We start from the raw sequence: 18565 nt of genomic DNA, 5'->3' as shown, positions 1-18565 counted from the left end.
AGACGGACACCAGAACATCGCCGCCGCCCTACGCCATCACGCCCGCAACACCGACCGCCCCATCAACCTGCTCCTGGCAGCGTGATCAACGACTTTGCCGGAGCCCTGGCCCTGCGAGGGAGGCGGGAGGAGCTGTGTCAGTTTCCGGACTGCGGGATGCATGTCGTTTTCCTTTCCCGGCGCCATCAGCGGACTCCCGGTGTCGGCACGGAATTCGTGCAGGAGGTGCAGGAGGTGAGTCCGATGTTCACCCAGGCGTGCGCAGGGTTCTCACTACTCAGGCCACATCGTCATGGCGATGTCGACCGTGCTCTCCTGCATGCCCGGCCCGACGACGATGCCCTGCCCGGCACGGACCGCACTGATCGCCGGGTCCTGAACCGACACGTCCATGTTCCAGTCCTCCTCCCGGCTCATGGCGTCCACCATCTCCCGCCATGTCATGCCGGTTTCGTTCATCGCCTTCGGCAACCGGATGTCGAGCACGAGCAGGCCGTTCACCCGCTCGACCGCCACTTCCACACCTGTTCGGTCCAGGACAGTGCCATCGGGTGACTCTATGGACACCCTCGCCGACACAGGGCCACTGGGTTCCACGTCCAGGGTCGCAGAAATCCGCAGTGCGTCACCATCCGCTCCGAAGCCCTCGAGCGTCATCCGGGGAACCGGAGGGAAGTCGCCAGGAGGCCGGCCCGGCCCAGAGATCCAGCTGGCCGGGCCCTGCTCCTCGCGCTCGCGCTCCTCCCAGAATTCGTCCACGTACTCCCAGGGGTAATGCCCGCTACTCAGCAAGGCGTGCTCCTCCTGAGCCCGCAGGAAACGCGAATGCGGATGGCCGAGGATGCCTCGGAGACCGATGGGCCGATCCAGCGGGTCCCCCAGCATACGAACGAGGAATTCTGCCATTCCGTAGGGGAATTCAAATGCCCTGCTGTCCCGGTGGGCGGAAACGACCACGGTCCATTCGTCCGGGTCGGATCCGGTCACCCGCCAGAGCAGATCGAAGCCGATCGGGGTGACGCCCCATCCGAGCAGTGCCCCCGGGGACGGCCAGGCGGGGAACTGTCTTTCACCGTAGTAGGTGCGGCATGTATGTGCGGTCGTAGGAGTCATCTTGCGCACGGTGAGCACGCCTGGTTCCCCGGCCCGGCTCTCGGGGGTAGCGATGGAGACGATGTCGTCGATGCTTCCCTGCCCGTAGATCTCCATGAAGTTGCGATAGTCGCGTGGGAATGCCGTTCCCCACTCGGCCTCGATGCCGCTCCAGGCCAGAGGCTCGACGCCCGCCGTGGGTGGCGCGAGGATTTCCGTCAGCTGCCGAACGGACGGATGCATCTCTTCTTCCTTTCCCGCCACCATCACCGGACTCCGGGCGTCGGCACAGGATGCGTGCAGGAGGAGCAGGATGTGAGGCCAATGTTCACCCATGCGTCCTGGACAGGACTGTAGATCACATTGGGTACGACGTCGGCGCGGAGTTCCCCGGTGGTGCTCGCCGCGACCATCACGAAAGCGTACGGCACCGTGCGGTTTCCTTCGTACATCGGTTGCACGTGGTAATGGACTTCGGCGCCGCTGCGCACTTCCTGCTCAGTGGCGGTCTCAAATTCGTACATGCTCCCGGCGCGGCCGGGATCCGTGGCGTCCATGGAACTGGCGTTCGTGGACCGGCCGCAGGTCGCCTCGTTGTCCAGCCTGCCCTTGCCACCGAGTTGGGCAGGGCTTGGGCGAGTTCCGGGGTCGGGCGGTTGGTCGGGCCGTGACCGGTTGGGGTGCATACCAGAGCAGGCACGGGCTTCGTGATCATTGGGGTGTCGAAGCTCAACGATCATGAGGTGGCCCGTGCCTGCCGCTGTATCCTCTCGCATCCCGCCGGTGTTGGTGAGGCTGGGTCCGCTGGACATCGGCCAAGTCGCTGACCTGCGGACGTTCCTGAATCTGGTGCCCGACCCGCGTGCGAGGCGGGGTCGCTGGTACTCGCTGACCGCGATCCTCCTCGTCTGCGCCTGCGCGGCGGTGTCGGGAGCCAGGAGCGTCGACGAGATCACCGAGTGGGCGGCGCGGGCCTCGGACACCGTGCTGACGGCCGTCGGAGTCCGACGGCATCCGCTGCGGTGGCGTCGTGCTCCCTCGCGGACCACGATCGGCCGTGTGCTGGCGGCCGTCGACGGTGACGCCCTGGACCGGGCCGTGGGTGCCTACCTCGCCGGCCGGAACTTTGCGGGACCGGCTTCGGAGCAACGGCAGGTGATCGCCGTCGACGGCAAGTCGCTGAGAGGATCGGCCCGCCTGTCCGCCGGCCGCAGGCACCTGCTCTCCGCCGTCACCCACCACCGGGCCTGACCCTCGCCCAGACGGAGGTCGGAGCGAAGACGAACGAGACCGCGCACTTCCGGCCCCTGCTCGAACCGCTGGACCTGGACGGAACGCTGATCACCTTCGACGCCCTGCACTCGGTGAAGGCGAACGTCACCTGGCTGGTCGAGACCAAGAACGCCCACTACATCGCCATGATCAAGCGCAACCAGCCGACCGCCTACCGGCAGCTTGCCGCCCTGCCCTGGCCCGACGTCGCCGTCCAGCACACCGCCTCCTGCACCGGACACGGCCGCCACGAATCCCGCTCCGTCAAGACCTGCTCCATCGCCGACGAACTCGGCGGCATCGTTTTCCCTCACGCCCGCCTCGCCCTCCGCGTCCACCGGTCAACCGGGCGACGCGAAACCCGCGAGACGGTCTACGCCGTCACCAGCCTCGACGCCCACCAGGCCACCCCGGCCGAACTCGCCGCCGCCGTCCGCGGTCACTGGACAGTGGAGGCCCAGCACAACATCAGAGACCGCACCTTCGCCGAGGACACCTCCACCGTCCACACCGGATCGGCACCCCGCGCCATGGCCACCTTCCGCAACCTCGCCATCGGTCTGCTCAAAACCCTCGGAGCCGCCAATATCGCCAAGACCACCCGGGCAATCCGCGACCAGCCCGAACGAGCCCTCCCACTCCTGGGCATCACCAACAACCACGACCCTCAGGGAACTTGATCAAGCCCTGCGCCGATCAGGCAAGGAATCCTTGCTGAGAGAAGGATGCCGGCACGTCGGGGTGCCGGGCATTCGAGTTGCGCCGAGTCCGGCTCCACCCCACCGCCCGCATCCGCCACCGGCCGGTCAGAGACCTGTTGCCACGCGGATCAGGTCGCTGACCGCGCGGAGGCGGCTCTGCGGCGGCCAGGCGATCACCGTGGTCACGGGCGGGGCGTCCAGGACCGGCACGGCGGAGAGGTCCCGGCGCAGGTCGGTGGCGACGGACTCGGGGACGATCACGGTGGTACGGCCGAGCGCGATGAGTTGGAGGAGCTGGGTGAGGTTCCGTACCTCCGGGCCCGTTCCCTCCGGGGGGCTGCCGTCCGGGCCGGGCCAGCGTGCCATCGGGAGTTCGGGCAGCTCGGTGACCTCGGCCGTCCGAAGCCGGGAGCGGGCGGCGAACGGGTGAGAGGCGGGCAGGATCGCCACCTGTCCCTCGGTGCACAGCGCTTCGGTGTCGAGTCCGGCGGCCGAATCGAAGGGCAGGTGCAGCAGGGCTACGTCGGCTTGACCGCTCCGCAGCAGTTCCCGGTGCTGATGCGCCTCGCAGAGCAGCAGATCGACGGTGGCCGCGCCGGGCTCCGTGCGGTACGCGTCGAGGAGTTCGGCCAGCAAGTCGCCGCCGGTGCCGGACTTGACGGTGAGGACGAGGCGGGGGCGGCGCTGCCCGGCCTGCCGGGTGCGCCGCTCGGCCGCGGCTGCCGCGCCGAGGATCGCGCGCGCCTCGGACAGCAGTACGGCCCCGGCCCCGGTGAGGGTGACCTTGCGGCTGGTGCGCTGCAGCAGCGTCACCCCGAGTCGTCTTTCGAGTCGTGCGACGGCGCGGGACAGGGCCGGCTGGGCTATCTCCAGGCGCTGGGCGGCCTTGCCGAAGTGCAGTTCCTCGGCGACGGCGACGAAGTACCGCAGCTCGCGCATCTCCATGCGTCCACCGTAGCCGCGGCGAGGGCGGATCGATGCCGTGCGGGTATCGCCGCGCTGCCGAAACGGTGTTGGTGCCCGGCCGCAGCGCGGCCATCCTCGCTGTCATGAGCGAGAAGACGATCGCGCTGGTCACCGGCGCGAACAAGGGAATCGGGCACGAGATCGCGGCCGGGCTGGGCGCGCTGGGCTGGAGCGTCGGGGTCGGCGCCCGGGACGAGCGGCGCCGTATGGAAGCCGTGGCGAGACTGCGGGCGGCGGGTGCGGACGCGTTCGGAGTGCCCCTCGACGTGACCGACGACGGAAGCGTGACCGCCGCGGCCCGGCTGCTTGAGGAGCGGGCGGGGCGCCTCGACGTGCTGGTCAACAATGCCGGTATCGCGGGCGGCTGGCCGGAGGAACCGTCGGCCGTCGACCCGCACACCGTGCGGCGGCTGGTGGAGACCAACGTCATCGGCGTCATCCGGGTCACCAACGCGGTGCTGCCGCTGCTGCGCCGCTCGGCGCACCCGCGGATCGTCAACCAGTCCAGCCATGTCGGCTCTCTGGCCCTGCAGTCCACGCCCGGTGTCGACCTCGGGGGGATCAGCGGGGCCTACGCGCCGACGAAGAGCTTCCTCAACGCGGTCACCATCCAGTACGCCAAGGAACTGAGCGGCACAACCGTCTTGGTCAACTGCGCCTGCCCCGGCTATGTGGCCACCGATCTCAACGGGTTCAGCGGTACTGAGACCCCTGAGCAGGGCGCGGCGATCGCCATCCGGCTGGCGGGTCTGCCCGACGGCGGGCCGACCGGTCAGATGTTCGACGACAAGGGAGTCGTGCCCTGGTGACGTCCTCGAACCGGAGGACGCGGACGGGTTCGCCGGTACCTCGGAGGTGCTGACCGGAGCGGTCGTCCGCCGTCCGTGGTCGGTCGCCCGCACTCGCCGCCGGGGACCACGCCGGTTCCGCCGGCGACTCGGGCGGCCGGACCTGCGCCCGGCCGGCAAACACCGGCCGGTGCGCAGGTCCGGGCGCCGGGTGAGCCGGGGACCGGGTGAGCCGGGGGTCAGTCCTCGGGCGTCTGCTGGAGCATGGCGAGGGTCAGGACGTTGCCGCCGATGCCCCAGCCGCCGTCGGTGACCTCCTCGACCAGGACCATGGTGTTGGCGCGGGCCCGTTCGCCGTAGATCTCGACGTACAGCTCGGTGGCGCGGGTGACGATCTGCTCCTTCTGCTTCTCGTCGAGGGTTCCGGCGGGGACCTTGAAGTTTGCGAACGGCATGGTGGTTCTCTTTCCAGGAAGGGACTACAGGGAGCTGCCTGCGGTGAGCAGGTCGTCCAGACCGATGCGGCGGAAGAAGTCGGCGCGGACGCGGTCCGCAACCGCGGAGACGACTTCGCTGCCGTCGCGGCCGGGGTCTATGTGGGTACGCAGCGGCCGGGTGCCGGCGGGCATGTCCACCAGGCGTACGACGGCGTCGGCGACCTGCGTGGCGTCCGCGTCCGGCGGAACGAGCGCGGCCAGTCGCTCATGCAGGCCGGTCAGCAGGGCGCCGTAGCGTTCGTCGTAGGCGGCGGCCCGGGCGGTGTCGGCGGGCGTGCCCGCGTGGGCGAAGTGGTTGGTGCCGGAGGTGAAGGCACCGGGGACGATGATGGCGGTGTCGATGCCGAAGCGCAGGATCTCGGCGGCGTAGCTGACGGCCAGGGCGTCCAGGGCGGCCTTCGCGGCGAAGTAGGGTCCGATGAACGGCGGGCAGCCGCCGCGGGTGCTGGAGCTGCCGATCCACACCAGCAGCCCCTCGTTCCGGTCTCGCAGGTGCGGCAGCACGGCACGGTTGACGCGCTGGGCACCCAGCACGTTGACGTCGTACAGGTGCGCCGGCTGGTCGGGGGTGAATGCCTCCGCCGGACCGGTGGCCAGGTGCCCCGCGTTGTGGACGACCGCGTCCAGTCGGCCGTGGCCGGCCAGAACGCGGGCGACTGCGTCGTCGGCGGAATCCTGGGAGGTGACGTCGAGTTCCACGGCGTGCAGGTCGACGTCGTGTTCGGTGGCGTAGCGCTTCAGGTCGGCCACGGCCGGCGCGTTGCGGGTGGCCGTGTGCCGAATGCCCGCGTAGACGGTGTGGCCGGCACGGGCGAGTGCGCGTACGGTCAGCGCGCCGAAGCCGCTCGAGGCCCCGGTCAGCAGGACGGTTCCGGGTTGGTGAAGGGGCATACGGATCCTCAGGGAATGAGCGGGGAGGGAAGAGGCCGGGCAGGCGAGGCCGTCACGCGATGCCGCCGTTGGCACGGATGACCTGGCCGTTGACCCAGTGGCCGGCCGGCGAGGCCAGGAAGGCCACCACCCCGGCGATGTCCGCCGGGGTGCCGAGGCGTTCCAGTGGGGGCTGCGCGGCCAGGCGGGCGATGGTCTCCTCGTCCTTGCCCTCCAGGAACAGGTCGGTGGCGGTGGGACCGGGGGCGACGGCGTTGACCGTGACGTTCCGGCCGCGCAGTTCGCGAGCGAGGATCAACGTGAGGGCCTCGACGGCGCCCTTGCTCGCGCTGTAGGCGCCGTAGCCGGGAAAGGCCAGGCCCACCACGGACGTGGAGAAGGTGACGACCGCGCCGCCGTCGCGGATCCTCCGGGCGGCCTGCTGGGCGATCACGAAGGTGCCGCGGACGTTCGTCCGGTGCAGCGCGTCCAGCTCCGCCAGGTCCAGGTCGGCGACGGGGGCCAGGTGGATGCGCCCGGCTGCGTGCACGACGACGTCGACGCCGCCGAACTCGGATTCGGCGGCGGTGAACAGCGTGGCCGCCTGCTGTTCGTCGGCGACGTCCGCCTGCACGGCGACCGCCCGGCCGCCCATGCCGGTGACCTGCTTGACGGCGGCCTCGGCCGAATCCCGGTTGCCGGAGTAACCGATGACGACGGCGAATCCGTCGGCGGCCAGTCGGCCCACCGTCTCGCGTCCGATACCGCGCGAACCGCCGGTGACGACGGCGACGCGGGGCTGGTCGGTGCCGTGACCGGACGCGGCACGGCTCTGCATGGTTTCCTGCGGTGACATGGGGGCTCCCGGGAAGGCCGGATGGGAGGTGCCGGGACGGGTGGAACGCGGCGGGAGGCGCCTGCGTCGCCGTCGGCGGCGCCGTGCTTGCGACTCCAGCCTGGGCGGGTGTTCCGGCCCCAGCCAGGGCTGTCCTCACCCGGGGGTCGGCGTCCCCTGGCTCAGCGCACCGGTGCGCGCGACCATGGGAGCTGTGAACCACGCCGAACTCGCCGCATTCCTGAAGTCCCGGCGCGACCGGATCCGCCCGTCCGAGGTGGGACTGCCCACCGGGCCCCGGCGCCGGGTTCCCGGCCTGCGGCGCGAGGAGGTCGCCCAGCTGGCCGGTCTGTCCGCCGACTACTACACGGAGCTCGAACGCGGACGCGGCGCCCAGCCCTCCGCGCAGGTGCTGGCCGCCCTCGCCCGGGCCCTGCGCTTGGACGGCGATGCCCGCGACCACTTGTTCCACCTCGCCGAGCGCCCCGTTCCCCCCGCGGCCCACGGACCGGCCGCGCACGTCCAGCCCGGTCTGCTCGGGCTGCTCGACCGGCTCACGACCACCCCCGCCCAGGTCATCACCGACCTGCACGAAACCCTCGTCCAGAACCCGCTGGCCGCCGCACTCGTCGGTCGGCCCCCGGCGGTGCGCGGCCCCGCGGCAAGCTTCGTCTACCGCTGGTTCACCGACCTCGACGCCCGCTCCGTCTACCCCGCCGAGGACCACCCGCATCACTCCCGGGTCTTCGTCGCCGACCTCCAGGCGGTCAGCGCCCGACGCGGCCGCGACCGCCAGGTGGAGCGGATGGTGAGCGAGCTGCGGCGTCGCAGTCCGGAGTTCGCCGGTCTCTGGGACACCCACGACGTCGCCCTGCGCAGGACCGACCACAAACGCGTCGTCCATCCCGCCCTGGGCGTCATCGAGCTCGACTGCCACAGCCTGTTCAGCGAGGACGGCTGCCAGCGTCTGCTGTGGTTCACCGCCCCACCCGGCACCGAAGGCGCCGCCCAGCTGGAACTCCTCTCCGTCATCGGTACGCAGGACCTGGACGGCACGGAAGCCTCCGGACGGCTGCGGACCTGAGCGGGGCCGGGCAGGTGGCGTCCGCCGCCCTGCCCTTGCACGCGGGACCTCGTACGGGAGGCACTCGGGGTTTCGGCCGGTGCGGCGGGAGCGCCTGCCGGGCCGGGTGACGGGAGGGCCGTGCCATGGCTCGGTCCCGGCGCGGAGCAGGGTCCCCACCTGCCCCGGGGCTGCCCGCCCAGCTCTGACCGGCGGTTCGGGGTGTCTTCGTGCCCGCCCGTCCGGCCGGCCCGGGGGCGACCGGATACAGTGCGCGGGACGGCAGCCCGGTCAGGGAGGGGAAGCATGACCGCCACCAGCAGCATCCGATCCGCCGACGACGAGGCCCGGGCGGCGCGGCGGAGCCGACTGCGCCGCGTGATGCGCTACATCCCCCTGGTCGCCCCCGTCCTGTTGTGGGCCGTGCCCTGCTGGGTGCTCCTGTACGGCGGCCAGCACTGGCCGCTGCCCGTCACGCTGACCGGCACCGCGCTGTTCGCGCTCGGCCTCGTCGGTATGCCGTTCGCGATGGGGCGCGGCCACGGCCGGCGCCAGCAGGACGGGGCGGCGATCGTCGGTGACACCCTGCTGGGCACCGGTTGGGTTCTGTTCACGTGGTCCGTTCTGCTCGGCGTCCTGTTGCGGCTCGCCCTGACCCTGGCCGGCGTCGGCGGGAGCCAGGACCGGGCCCGCATCGTCACCTGGGCCGTCCTCGGCGTGAGCGCCGTGCTGCTCGCCTGGGGGTACGCCGAGGCCCGCCGGGTGCCGCGCGTGCGTCGTCTGGACGTGCAACTCCCCCGCCTGGGTGCCGCCTTGGACGGCACCCGCGTCGCCCTCATCACCGACACCCACTACGGCCCGCTCGATCGCGCTCGCTGGTCGGCACGGGTGTGCGAGGCGGTGAACGCGCTGGAAGCCGATCTGGTCTGCCACACCGGCGACATCGCGGACGGCACGGCCGACCGCCGTCGCGCCCAGGCCGCCCCCCTCGGTACCGTGCGGGCGACCCGGGCCCGGGTGTACGTGACCGGCAACCACGAGTACTACAGCGAGGCCCAGGGGTGGGTCGACCTGATGGACGAGCTGGGCTGGGAGCCGCTGCGCAACCGGCATCTGCTGCTCGAACAGGGAGGCGACACCCTGGTGGTCGCCGGTGTGGACGACGTCACCGCCGAGGCCTCCGGTCTGGAGGGCCATGGCGCGCACCTCGAGGGGGCCCTGGACGGTGCCGACCCCGACCTGCCCGTCCTGCTCCTGGCGCACCAGCCCAAGTTCGTCGACCGGGCGGCGGCCGCCGGCATCGACCTGCAGCTCTCCGGGCACACCCACGGCGGCCAGATCTGGCCCTTCCACCACCTGGTCGGCCTCGACCAGCCGGCCCTCGCCGGCCTCAGCCACCACGGCAGCCGGACCATTCTCTACACCAGCCGCGGCACCGGCTTCTGGGGCCCGCCGTTCCGCGTCTTCGCCCCCAGCGAGATCACCCTGCTCGTGCTCCGCTCTCCGCGGCGGCCCGCCTAGCCGTAGCGGCCGCGTCCCCGCGCGCCGGAGGCGGGGGGCCGCTGCACGCTCCGTCTCCGGTGCCGTCACGGTGGTCGAGGCCGCGGGCGCCTTTCACTCCGGGGCGAACGGCGCGCCTCAGCGCTGCAGCGGCCCGGCGCCGAGCGGGAGGACCGCCTCCCCGGCGACGCCGAGGGCCACCGAGAGCGCGGCCGACACGTAGGCGGTGGCTGCCGACCAGCGTCCCAGGACCGTGTGTGTCTCCGCGGGGGCGGCGTCGGTGGTGCGGAACAGGGGGCCGAGCCAGCGGAGGTAGTAGAAGAGGGAGGCGACGGTGTTGGCGACGGCGAGGGCGGCCAGCCAGGTGTAGCCGCCGTCGACGGTCGCGCTGAACACCTCCAGTTTGCCGAGGAAGACACCGGTGGGCGGGGTGCCGACGAGGCCGAGCAGGCAGACGACGAGCACGGCGGCGAGGCCGGGGCGCCGTCCGGCGAGGCCGCGGTAGTCGGACAACGAGCGGGCGCCGGGGAGTTCGGTGACGACGGCGAAGGCCCCGAGGTTGGTGACCGCGTAGGCGGCCAGGTAGAATAGCAGGCTCCGCTGGGCCAGGTCGGTGCGGGAGGCGACGGACAGCGCCATCAGGAGGTAGCCGACCTGGCTGATCGCGGAGTACGCCAGGAGCCGCTTGACGGAGGTCTGGAAGAAGGCGGCCAGGTTCCCCAGGGACATGGTGACCGCGGCGGTGATCGCCAGCAGCAGTGGCCAGTTCACGTCGCTGCCGGGCAGTGCCTGGTGGAGCAGGCGGTACAGGGCGACCAGGGCGCCGATCTTGGGGAGGGTGGTGACGTAGGCGGCGACGGGGGCGGGGGCGCCGTCGGCTGCGTCGGGCACCCAGAAGTGGGCCGGGACCGCTCCGGCCTTGAACAGCAGTCCGGCCAGGACGCCGACGAGTCCGACCGCGACCGGGCCGTAGGGGGCGGCGGGCAGCGCGGCGCCGAGCTCGCGGTAGCGCACGCTGTGGCCGGCGCCGTACAGCAGCGCGATACCGGCGAGCATGACGGTGCCGAGCAGGGCGCCCATCAGGTAGTACTTCAGGGCGGCTTCCGTGCCGGAGGCGTCCTTGGCGAAGGCGACCAGCGCGTAGGCGGGGATGCTGGCCAGCAGGTAGGCGGCGAACAGCATGAGGAGGTCGTTCGCGCCGACGAGGGCGAGGGTACCGGCCCCGGTGAGGAGCAGGAGCACCCAGTACTCGGTCTCGCGCCGGTGGCGGTGGACGGTCTCGGCGGACATGCCGATGATCAGCAGCAGGGCCGCGAGGACGATGCCCCGGCCGGCGTCGGTGGCGGTGTCGACGGCGAACGCGTCCGAGAACACGGTCTGTTCGTGGTGCCCGGCCATGGTGACGGCCGTCGCCGCCAGGCCTGCCCCGCAGGCGGTGGCCGCGAGCACGGCGACGGTCCACTGGCGGCGGCGGGGCAGCCAGGAGCCCGCCAGCAGGCCGATGACCGCGGCGCCGACGAGGGCGAGTTCGGGGACCAGGGCGGCCGGGTTCTCGTTCATCGCGCCACCAGGCCGGTCAGCGTACGGCCGGCCGGTTCGATGACGCTCAGCAGCCAGCGCGGTGCGACACCGATGACGAGGGCGGTGGCGAGCAGGGTGACGGTGGACAGCGTCTCGGTCGCCTTCAGGTCCGCGATGCCGCCCGCGGGAAGGGACTGCGGCAGACGCGAGGCGCCGAGGAACATGTGCCGCAGGGCCGTCAGGAACACGGCCGCGATGAGGACGATGCCGGTGACGGCGATGGCGGTGGCGATCGTGCGGGAGCCGAGGCTGCCGGTGAAGATCTGGAACTCGGCGATGAAGCCGGAGAATCCGGGGATGCCGAGGCTGGCGAACGCGGCGACGGCGGTGACGGCCGCGAAGCGCGGGGTGTGGGCGGCCAGGCCGGAGTAGGCGTCCATCGCGTAGGTGCCGCCCCGGTCCCGGAGCACTCCGGCGAGCAGGAACAGCGCCGCGGTGATCAGACCGTGGCTGACCATCTGGGTGACCGCGCCCGTCACCGCGAGGGAGCGGGCCCGGGCGTCGCTTCCGGCGAGCGTCCCGGCGGCGCCGACCGCCAGCACGACATAGCCCATGTGGTTGACCGACGTGTAGGCGATCATGCGTTTGAAGTCGGTCTGTGCCAGCGCCACCAGGGCCCCGTAGACGACGGACACGGTGCCCACGATCACGACGGCGAGCGCGTAGCGGCGCCAGCTTCCCGGCAGCAGGGGCATGGCGATGCGGACGAACCCGTAGGTGCCCATCTTCAGCAGCACTCCGGCCAGGATCGCCGAGCCGGCGGCAGGGGCTTCGGTGTGGGCGGGGGGCAGCCAGGTGTGGAAGGGCACGGTGGGCGTCTTGACCGCCAGCCCCACCCCGACGGCGAGCAGCACCAGGCCCGCGTACAGGCCGTGGCCGGACAGCGGGTCGGTCCGGGTGAGGTCCGCGATGTCGAAGGTGTGCGGGTCGGCGGCCAGGTACAGGCCGATGAAGCCCAGCAGCAGGGCCAGGGAGCCGACGAAGGTGTAGAGGAAGAACTTCAGCGCGGCGGCGCGGGCCCGTTCGCCGTGCCCCCAGCCCGCGATGACGAAGAACATGCCGACGATCGACAGGTCGAAGAAGACGAAGAAGAGGATCAGGTCGAGGGCGACGAACAGGCCCACACTGACGGTCTGGAGGAACAGGAACAGGCACGCGTAGGGGCGCACACGTTGCTGCCCGCGCAGCGAGTACACCGCGACGGCGAGGAAGAGAAGGCAGGTCAGCGCCACCAGGGGCAGGGAGAGTCCGTCCACGCCCACGTGGTAGCCGACGCCGGCGCTGGGCATCCAGCGCACGCGCTGCTCGTACTGCATCCCCCCGCCGGTGTCGAAGCCCGCCCACACCGCGGCGACCAGAGCGAGGTCGGCGACCGCGGTGGCGATCCACGTCCAGATGTACGCCCGGTCGGGGACGGTGCGCGGCAGGAGCAGCAGCACCGCGGACGCCAGCAGCGGCAGGAAGGTGACGACGCTCAGCACAGGGGGTTACCTCACCAACAGGATGATCAGGACGAGCACGGCGAAGCCGACGGCGGCCTGTGCGTAGTACTGGTGCAGCAGGCCGGTCTGCGGCCGCCGTGCCCAGCGGCCCAGGCTCCGCGTGCCGGCGGCGACCGCCCGGACGGCACCGTCGACTCCCTCGTCGTCCAGCCGGCGGACCGCATGTGCCGCTGCCAGTGCACCGCGGGCCGTCTGCCGGACGGCGCCGTCGACGACGCGGTCGTCGAAGACCGCCAGTGCCCCGGCCAGGCGCCGGACGGGGCGGACCACGGCGAGTTGCGCGGCCCGTTCCAGGCCGAGCCATCCGTGCGCCCAGCGCACGGCGGCGCCCGGTGCGGGCGCCGGGCGGGACGCCCGCCACCAGGCGAGCCCCGCGGCGGCGAACGCGACGCCGGCGGACAGGCCGAGCTCCCACGGTGCGGGCGACGGCTCGCCCTCGGCGCCGACCAGCCGCCTCAGCCAGGACGCCGGCCCCGGCAGGGCCGCCACTCCCAGTACGGCCGCGGCGAGAGTGAGGGTGAGCAGCGGGAGCGGTGTCGTACGGGCGATCCTGCGTGTCCCGTGCTGCTCGGTGTCGTAGCCGGACCGCGCGTCGGGAGGGAGCGGGCGGGTGACGTACCAGACGGCCTTCACGCTGTAGACGGCGGCGACGGCCGCCGCCGCCAGACCGACCGCGTACAGCCCGGTGCCCTCGGCGCGTGCTGCGGCGAGGACCTCGTCCTTGGCCGCCCACAGGGACAGGGGTGGCAGCCCGGCCAGGGTGAGGGCGGCGAGGACGAAGGCCGCGCCGACGGTCCGGTAGGTGCGCGCCGCCCCGCGCAGGGCGGTCAGCCGCTTCGTGCCCAGTGCCGTCAACCAGGCACCGGCGGCCAGGAAGAGCGCCGACTTCGTGGCGGCGTGCGCGACGAGTTGGGTGGTGCCCGCGGCGACGCCGCGGCTGCCCGCGGCCAGCACCATGAAGCCGATCTGGGCGGAGGTGGAGGCCGCGAGGAGCTGCTTGAGATCGGTCTGGGCCACGGCGACCAGGCCGAGGGCGAGAGCGGTGGCCGCACCGGTCCAGGCGACCAGCGGTCCGGCCCAGCCGTCCGCCGCCAGCAGTGGGTCGAGCCGCAGGAGCAGGTAGGCGCCGGCGGCGACCATGGTCGCCGAGTGCAGCAGGGCGGACACCGGGCTGGGGCCCTGCATGGCCCGTGACAGCCAGAAGGAGAAGGGGAGTTGCGCCGACTTGCCCAATGCTGCCGCGACGATGCCGGCGATGACCAGGTGCCGCCAGTGCGGGGCCGCCGCGGTCAGCGTGTCGAGGCGCAGTCCTCCGACGCCCCCGGCGACGGCGGCGCCGGCGGCCAGGTAGAGACCGAGGTCGGCGGTGCGGGTGGCCAGGAACGCGACGTCGGCGGCCGCGGCCCGTTCGGGCCGCCTCCACCAGTAGCCGATCAGTGCCCAACTGGTGGCGCCCATCAGTTCCCATGCCATCAGCAGCAGCGGGAGCGTGGTCGCCGTGACCGTGACGAGCATGGCGCCGGCGAAGAGGAGCATCAGCCCGAAGAAGCGCCTCCGGTTCTCCTCCGCGCCCAACTCCCCCGTCGCGAAGACCAGGACGGCGGTGGTGACCGCGGTGACGGTGACGACCATCACCGCGGACAGGCCGTCCACGGCCAGTCCCGCCTCCATGCCCGCGAACAGCGGCGCGCCGGCCGTCGGACGGGTCGCGGCGGCGGCCGACGCCGTACCGAGCGCCGCGACGGCGACCGACACGCCGACGGCGGGCGCGTGCCGGTCGACGCGCGGCCCGGCCACCGCGAGCAGGGCTCCCCCGCCGAGCGGTAGGGAGACCAGCAGCCAGAGCACCGCGCTCATCCCCGCAGCTCCTCGGCCATGTCGGTCATGTCGACCTGCCGGGCGCGGTAGATGGCGGTCGTGACGGCGAAGCCCATGGCCATCTCCACCGCCATCGCCACCACGGCCGCCACGATGACCACCTGGCCGCTGCCGGCTGCCGGCGCCTGGAAGTGCCAGAAGTCCGCCGCGGCGACGATGATTCCGCCGATCATCAGCTCGATCCCCATCATGATCATGACGATGGACTGCTGGGACAGGGCGCCGAACAGGCCGGTGCAGAAGAGCGCGGCGGCGAGGACCAGGAGCAGTTCGAACGTCACCGGCCCACGCCCCCGCCCACGGGGTCCTTCGCGGGCCGCTGGTCGAGGTCGTCGCCGAAGCGGTCGTAGCGTCCCCGCCGGGTCGCGAGCACGGTGGCGCCGACCATGGTGGCCAGCAGCACCAACCCGAGTGTGACCATGGTCAGCATCTGATCGCCCATGAGGGACATGCCGACCTGGACGGTGGAGTCCTCCGGTGGTGCTCCCGAGCGGTCGGGCCAGGGCGCCAGGAAGATCCCGGTGACCATCGCGGCGAACACCGCGCCGCTGATCAGCAGGGCGCCGCGGGTGTTGTGCAGCATCGACATCGGCATCAGACCCGCCGGGTTCATCATGTAGGCGATCATGAAGACGGCCATGATCACCATCTCCATCACCATCATCAGCACGATCACCACGCCGAGATACGGCAGTCCCAGCAACGCCACCACCGCGCCCGCGCACATCAGGGACCCCAGCAGCGCGAAGGTCACCCGGGCCATGGAGTTGAGGATGAACACCAGGACACCGCCGGCCACGGCGAGCACACCCCACACCCACAGCAGTACCGTGCTCGTCACGTCCACGGCTCGCTCCTTTCCACAGGTTGTCCCGACGTCGTCCCGCGGTCGTCCCGCGGTCGTCCCGCTAGGGATCGAGGGCGGCCACGGCCGGCACCAGCGTCTGCAGGACGGCCAGCGGGAGCAGCACCACCCAGGCCAGCTCCACGTACCGGTCGGCGCGCAGCACCGGCAGCCGTCGCGACAGCCACACCAGAAGCCCCAGCACCAGCAGCGTCTTGGCCGTCTGCCAGGCCCAGGCCGGAAGCCCGGGGCCGGCGCCACCGCCCAGGAACAGCGGCACCGCCATCGCCGCTCCGGCCGCCAGCCACAGCCGTCGCCCGGCCCGCAGCAGCAGCCGGTCCACTCCGGAGGTCTCGCCCAGCACGCCGTCGGCGATGTCGCGCCCGGCCGGGTAGGCGAACGGCCCCAGGAAGCTGAACGCGAGCACTCCCGCCAGGTAGACCACGAAGGCGAACGGCATCCACACCGCGTACCACAGACCGTGCTGAGCGGCGGCAATGTCGGCCACCCGCAGGGACCGGGCCCCGGTCGCGGCGGAGATCAGGGCGAACATCAGCGGCAGCTCGTACGCCAGCCCCTGGGCCACGAAGCGGTAGCCGCCGACCAGGGAGAACGCCGCGTTCGGCCCCCACCCGGCCAGCCACAGCCCGGCCCAGGTCAGCACCTCCATGGCGTTGAACCACACCACCCCGACCGACACGTCGGCCACCGCCACGCCGCCGAACGGGATCACCAGCGTGGACAGGACCGCGGCCACCGGCACGATGACCGCACCGGCCCGCCACAGCCACATGTCCGGGGCCGGCAGGCTCCGGGGTCGTGCCAGCAGCGCCCGCGGTACGTCGGCGAACGGACCCAGCAGGAGGGCGACGCGGACGGGCCGGCCCGCGTCACGGGCGTCGAGCAGCGCCTCGCCGGCCACCGCCAGGCCGGCCAGGGTGAGCAGCGTCGCGGGCGCCGCCAGCAGCGTCCACCACGCACCGGCCTCAACCACGGGCCGCCACCCCGCTCCGAGCAGCGGTGAGTTCGTCCAGGTCCGGGTCGAGGCTGGCCACGACGAGACGGGCCGCCGCCAGTTCCGACCCCGTCAGCAGCCCCGGAAGCAGCGCGACCAGGGCGGCCGACGGCGGCCTGTCGTCCCGCCAGCGTCCACGGGGGCTGTCGTCGACGGCCGGTCGAAGCGGTGACGGCTCCTCCAGCCGCCCGACGTCGCGGCGGACGTCGGCCAGCCACTGCCGGTAGCGGTCAGTCACGTCACCGCCGGCACGAGCCGCCGGCCCGCTCACCCCGGCGGCACGAGCGTCCGCGGTGTTCAACCGGCCGATCCCGTGGGTCAGCCAGGCCAGCGTCCGGGACCGGCCGACCCGACGGGCGAAACGCTTCAGCCGAGGCGTGACCGCGTCACCGGGGGCCCCGCTCAGCAGGTCGTCGCGCAGGCGCCCCGCCGCGACGGCCTCGGCGGGCCAGCCGGCCACCGACAGCAGTCGCACCAGACTGTCCAGGTGCGAGGCGGCCCGCCGGCGGGCCGCCTCGCCCGCACTCACCGGCTCACCCGCCGCCGCACGCAGCCACGGCTGCACCCAGAACGCCTCCCGGGCCGCCGTGCCGGGACGTGCGGGCTCCTCGACCTCGGCCTCGGCCTCGGCCTCCTGCACGACGTCTCCCTGCAGGGCCAGGCGGATCGTCAGGCCGGCCGGCCAGCTGTCCAGGAACGGCCCCAGCGGCACGTGCAACCGGTCGAGCGTCAGACCGTCGCGGTCCTCGGCCTGCCCGGCCATCGGCAACCCGCCCGGGTTCGCCATGTCACCGGACCCGTGACCGGCATGGCCCCCGTGACCGGCATGACCCCCGTGGCTCCCGTGGCTGCTCCCGTGGCTCCCGTGGCTCCCGTGAGCGCCGTGCTCCCCGTGACCGCCGTGCTCCCCGTGGCCGCCGTGCTCCCCGTGGCCGCCGTGGCCCAGGTGACCGGCGTCGCCGTGAACGTCTCCGTCTCCGTCTGCGTCCCCGTCGTGATGGTTGCGGCTCTCCTCGGCGGCACTATGGCTCATGCCCGAGTCGCCCCGGCCGGCCCCGTGCCGCCCGGCCGCGTCAGGCTGACGGGCACCGTCCTCGTGACCGCGCCTGCCGTGCACGCCCGAGGCGCCCTCGTCCCCCGCACCGCCGGAGGGCGCCCGCGCAGGCGGACCGCCCTCACCGCCCTCGCCTCCGTCCGGGGCGTCCGCGTCGGGTTCCCCGAGCCGGCCGCGCTGCCGGGCAGGGTTGGCGAGCCGGGCCCGACCGGCTTCCAGCGCGGCCTCGACATCGGCGGCGCCGGGCGCGTGCACCCGCGCTCGGGGGCCGGGGAAGTCCCGCCAGAGCCGGTCCACCGCCGCTCGCAGGTCCGGGCGGTCCGGTCCGAGCACGAGCAGCAGATCCGCCCCGGCCGGGGTCACGGCCGGCGGCCAGTCCCTCAGCCGCACCAGGCGCTCGGCCTCCAGCCGCGCCGCCGTCCCCCCGGGCAGGGTGACCAGCAGCACGTGAGGGCGGACGGCGGCAGCGCGCAGGGCAAGACCGGTCACGTCCATCGCAGTGCGCCCTCCCGCCAGGCGTAGGCCACCCCGGCCAGCAGAAGCGCCAGGAAGAGGAACATCTCGATCACCGCACCGGGACCCACGGCGGAGATCACCAGCGTCCACGGGTACATGAACACCATCTCCATGTCGAAGGCCAGGAACAGCATCGTCACGGTGTACCAGCGCACATGGAACCGGCTCACCGCGTGCTCCACCGGCTCCAGTCCCGACCCGAACGGCAGGGCGGTGACGGGGTCGGCGGACAGACGCACCGCTCGGGCCGCCCCGTAGACACCGCCGACAGCGAGCAGTACCACCCCCAGAAGCGACAGCGTCGCCGTGACAGCGCTCATCCCGCGTCACCGCCCCGGCAGGCCGCAGGAGGACGCGTTCGGTCCCCCCGGATCGAGGCCCCCGGCCGGACCACGCGGTCCGGGATGTCGGCCTGAGCAGAAATCTCCGCGCTCCTCTCCACTTCCGTCACGGTCGTCGCATACCCCCTGGGGGCATGGGAAACCCCTTTGGCGGACCGCACCCTCCGAGGATCACGGCCACGGCACCGAACAAGGGGGTGGCGCGCCGCACCGGAGGGCAAATACGACTGCGGCGGGGAGCCGTTCGGGC

19 protein-coding genes are annotated in these 18565 nt (G+C 72.6%); 5 read left to right on the top strand and 14 right to left on the bottom strand.

Going from position 1 to position 18565, the window contains the following annotated elements; genetic code table 11:
• Positions 1–273: 273 nt before the first annotated feature.
• On the bottom strand, positions 274–1359 hold the full coding sequence (locus ACL02U_RS29225) for a hypothetical protein (RefSeq protein WP_412793986.1): 1086 nt from the start codon (positions 1357–1359) through the stop codon (positions 274–276).
• Entirely contained in the window at positions 1359–1649 is a 291-nt protein-coding gene (locus tag ACL02U_RS29220; protein WP_412793985.1) for a hypothetical protein, read from the bottom strand. The genes ACL02U_RS29225 and ACL02U_RS29220 overlap by 1 nt, the downstream gene beginning before the upstream one ends.
• A 226-nt stretch (positions 1650–1875) precedes the next feature.
• Here ACL02U_RS29220 and ACL02U_RS29215 point away from each other — a divergent pair, with 226 nt between their 5' ends.
• Both ACL02U_RS29215 and ACL02U_RS29210 read left to right on the top strand, forming a co-directional pair.
• Positions 1876–2343: a transposase family protein gene (locus ACL02U_RS29215; RefSeq protein WP_412793984.1), complete on the top strand. Its 468-nt coding sequence runs from the start codon at positions 1876–1878 to the stop codon at positions 2341–2343.
• A complete protein-coding gene (locus tag ACL02U_RS29210; RefSeq protein WP_412793990.1) occupies positions 2280–3044 on the top strand; it encodes an ISAs1 family transposase in 765 nt (254 codons plus the stop codon). Before ACL02U_RS29215 ends, ACL02U_RS29210 begins: the two co-directional genes overlap by 64 nt.
• 126 nt (positions 3045–3170) lie before the next feature.
• On the opposite strand, the gene ACL02U_RS29205 is transcribed toward ACL02U_RS29210, so the two are convergent.
• On the bottom strand, positions 3171–4010 hold the full coding sequence (locus ACL02U_RS29205; protein WP_412793983.1) for a LysR family transcriptional regulator: 840 nt from the start codon (positions 4008–4010) through the stop codon (positions 3171–3173).
• Positions 4011–4114: 104 nt separating this feature from the next.
• On the opposite strand from ACL02U_RS29205, the gene ACL02U_RS29200 reads away from it, so the two are divergent.
• Complete coding sequence (locus tag ACL02U_RS29200) at positions 4115–4840, top strand: SDR family oxidoreductase (protein WP_412793982.1); 726 nt, start codon at positions 4115–4117, stop codon at positions 4838–4840.
• A gap of 218 nt (positions 4841–5058) precedes the next feature.
• On the opposite strand, the gene ACL02U_RS29195 is transcribed toward ACL02U_RS29200, so the two are convergent.
• From ACL02U_RS29195 to ACL02U_RS29185, 3 genes are read right to left on the bottom strand one after another with little or no spacing between them, the layout of a single operon-like run.
• Entirely contained in the window at positions 5059–5274 is a 216-nt protein-coding gene (locus ACL02U_RS29195; protein WP_412793981.1) for a tautomerase family protein, read from the bottom strand.
• A gap of 24 nt (positions 5275–5298) precedes the next feature.
• Positions 5299–6207 carry an SDR family NAD(P)-dependent oxidoreductase gene (locus tag ACL02U_RS29190; RefSeq protein WP_412793980.1) on the bottom strand — a complete coding sequence of 303 codons (909 nt, stop codon included), beginning with the start codon at positions 6205–6207 and terminating at the stop codon, positions 5299–5301.
• A 52-nt stretch (positions 6208–6259) separates the two neighbouring features.
• Positions 6260–7042, bottom strand: coding sequence for an SDR family oxidoreductase (locus ACL02U_RS29185; protein WP_412793979.1), 783 nt, complete (start codon positions 7040–7042; stop codon positions 6260–6262).
• On the opposite strand from ACL02U_RS29185, the gene ACL02U_RS29180 reads away from it, so the two are divergent.
• Together ACL02U_RS29180 and ACL02U_RS29175 are read left to right on the top strand one after the other, a co-directional pair.
• Positions 7023–8105: a helix-turn-helix transcriptional regulator gene (locus ACL02U_RS29180; protein ID WP_412793978.1), complete on the top strand. Its 1083-nt coding sequence runs from the start codon at positions 7023–7025 to the stop codon at positions 8103–8105. The genes ACL02U_RS29185 and ACL02U_RS29180 overlap by 20 nt on opposite strands.
• A 285-nt stretch (positions 8106–8390) precedes the next feature.
• Positions 8391–9605: a metallophosphoesterase gene (locus tag ACL02U_RS29175; protein ID WP_412793977.1), complete on the top strand. Its 1215-nt coding sequence runs from the start codon at positions 8391–8393 to the stop codon at positions 9603–9605.
• Positions 9606–9722: 117 nt separating this feature from the next.
• Here ACL02U_RS29175 and ACL02U_RS29170 read toward each other — a convergent pair whose 3' ends face one another.
• The 8 genes from ACL02U_RS29170 to ACL02U_RS29135 form a co-directional block, all read right to left on the bottom strand.
• A complete protein-coding gene (locus ACL02U_RS29170; RefSeq protein ID WP_412793976.1) occupies positions 9723–11144 on the bottom strand; it encodes an NADH-quinone oxidoreductase subunit N in 1422 nt (473 codons plus the stop codon).
• The gene (locus ACL02U_RS29165) at positions 11141–12646 is read right to left on the bottom strand and encodes a complex I subunit 4 family protein (protein WP_412793975.1); all 1506 of its coding nucleotides are present in this window, start codon (positions 12644–12646) and stop codon (positions 11141–11143) included. Before ACL02U_RS29165 ends, ACL02U_RS29170 begins: the two co-directional genes overlap by 4 nt.
• A gap of 6 nt (positions 12647–12652) precedes the next feature.
• Positions 12653–14524: a proton-conducting transporter membrane subunit gene (locus ACL02U_RS29160; protein WP_412793974.1), complete on the bottom strand. Its 1872-nt coding sequence runs from the start codon at positions 14522–14524 to the stop codon at positions 12653–12655.
• Positions 14521–14826 (bottom strand): NADH-quinone oxidoreductase subunit NuoK, encoded by a 306-nt coding sequence (locus ACL02U_RS29155; RefSeq protein WP_412793973.1) that lies wholly within the window; start codon positions 14824–14826, stop codon positions 14521–14523. Before ACL02U_RS29155 ends, ACL02U_RS29160 begins: the two co-directional genes overlap by 4 nt.
• Positions 14823–15386 (bottom strand): NADH-quinone oxidoreductase subunit J, encoded by a 564-nt coding sequence (locus ACL02U_RS29150; protein WP_412793989.1) that lies wholly within the window; start codon positions 15384–15386, stop codon positions 14823–14825. The genes ACL02U_RS29155 and ACL02U_RS29150 overlap by 4 nt, the downstream gene beginning before the upstream one ends.
• A 67-nt stretch (positions 15387–15453) precedes the next feature.
• Complete coding sequence (locus tag ACL02U_RS29145; RefSeq protein ID WP_412793972.1) at positions 15454–16383, bottom strand: NADH-quinone oxidoreductase subunit H; 930 nt, start codon at positions 16381–16383, stop codon at positions 15454–15456.
• Positions 16376–17953 (bottom strand): hypothetical protein, encoded by a 1578-nt coding sequence (locus tag ACL02U_RS29140; protein WP_412793971.1) that lies wholly within the window; start codon positions 17951–17953, stop codon positions 16376–16378. Before ACL02U_RS29140 ends, ACL02U_RS29145 begins: the two co-directional genes overlap by 8 nt.
• On the bottom strand, positions 17944–18294 hold the full coding sequence (locus ACL02U_RS29135; RefSeq protein WP_412793970.1) for an NADH-quinone oxidoreductase subunit A: 351 nt from the start codon (positions 18292–18294) through the stop codon (positions 17944–17946). Before ACL02U_RS29135 ends, ACL02U_RS29140 begins: the two co-directional genes overlap by 10 nt.
• Positions 18295–18565 lie beyond the last annotated feature (271 nt).

Source organism: Streptomyces sp. MS06 (assembly GCF_047200655.1).
Classification (GTDB): domain Bacteria; phylum Actinomycetota; class Actinomycetes; order Streptomycetales; family Streptomycetaceae; genus Streptomyces.
The sequence above is the reverse complement of the archived record's forward strand: the minus strand, read 5'-3'. Positions and strand labels throughout refer to the sequence as shown.

Coding starts and splice junctions, on each gene's coding strand:
- ACL02U_RS29140 (WP_412793971.1), bottom strand. CDS start 17,953: ATGGACGTGACCGGTCTTGCCCTGCGCGCTGCCGCCGTCCGCCCTCAC.
- ACL02U_RS29220 (WP_412793985.1), bottom strand. CDS start 1,649: ATGGACGCCACGGATCCCGGCCGCGCCGGGAGCATGTACGAATTTGAG.
- ACL02U_RS29175 (WP_412793977.1), top strand. CDS start 8,391: ATGACCGCCACCAGCAGCATCCGATCCGCCGACGACGAGGCCCGGGCG.
- ACL02U_RS29205 (WP_412793983.1), bottom strand. CDS start 4,010: ATGGAGATGCGCGAGCTGCGGTACTTCGTCGCCGTCGCCGAGGAACTG.
- ACL02U_RS29160 (WP_412793974.1), bottom strand. CDS start 14,524: ATGAGCGCGGTGCTCTGGCTGCTGGTCTCCCTACCGCTCGGCGGGGGA.
- ACL02U_RS29180 (WP_412793978.1), top strand. CDS start 7,023: ATGGTTTCCTGCGGTGACATGGGGGCTCCCGGGAAGGCCGGATGGGAG.
- ACL02U_RS29200 (WP_412793982.1), top strand. CDS start 4,115: ATGAGCGAGAAGACGATCGCGCTGGTCACCGGCGCGAACAAGGGAATC.
- ACL02U_RS29190 (WP_412793980.1), bottom strand. CDS start 6,207: ATGCCCCTTCACCAACCCGGAACCGTCCTGCTGACCGGGGCCTCGAGC.
- ACL02U_RS29185 (WP_412793979.1), bottom strand. CDS start 7,042: ATGTCACCGCAGGAAACCATGCAGAGCCGTGCCGCGTCCGGTCACGGC.
- ACL02U_RS29195 (WP_412793981.1), bottom strand. CDS start 5,274: ATGCCGTTCGCAAACTTCAAGGTCCCCGCCGGAACCCTCGACGAGAAG.
- ACL02U_RS29135 (WP_412793970.1), bottom strand. CDS start 18,294: ATGAGCGCTGTCACGGCGACGCTGTCGCTTCTGGGGGTGGTACTGCTC.
- ACL02U_RS29170 (WP_412793976.1), bottom strand. CDS start 11,144: ATGAACGAGAACCCGGCCGCCCTGGTCCCCGAACTCGCCCTCGTCGGC.
- ACL02U_RS29225 (WP_412793986.1), bottom strand. CDS start 1,359: ATGGTGGCGGGAAAGGAAGAAGAGATGCATCCGTCCGTTCGGCAGCTG.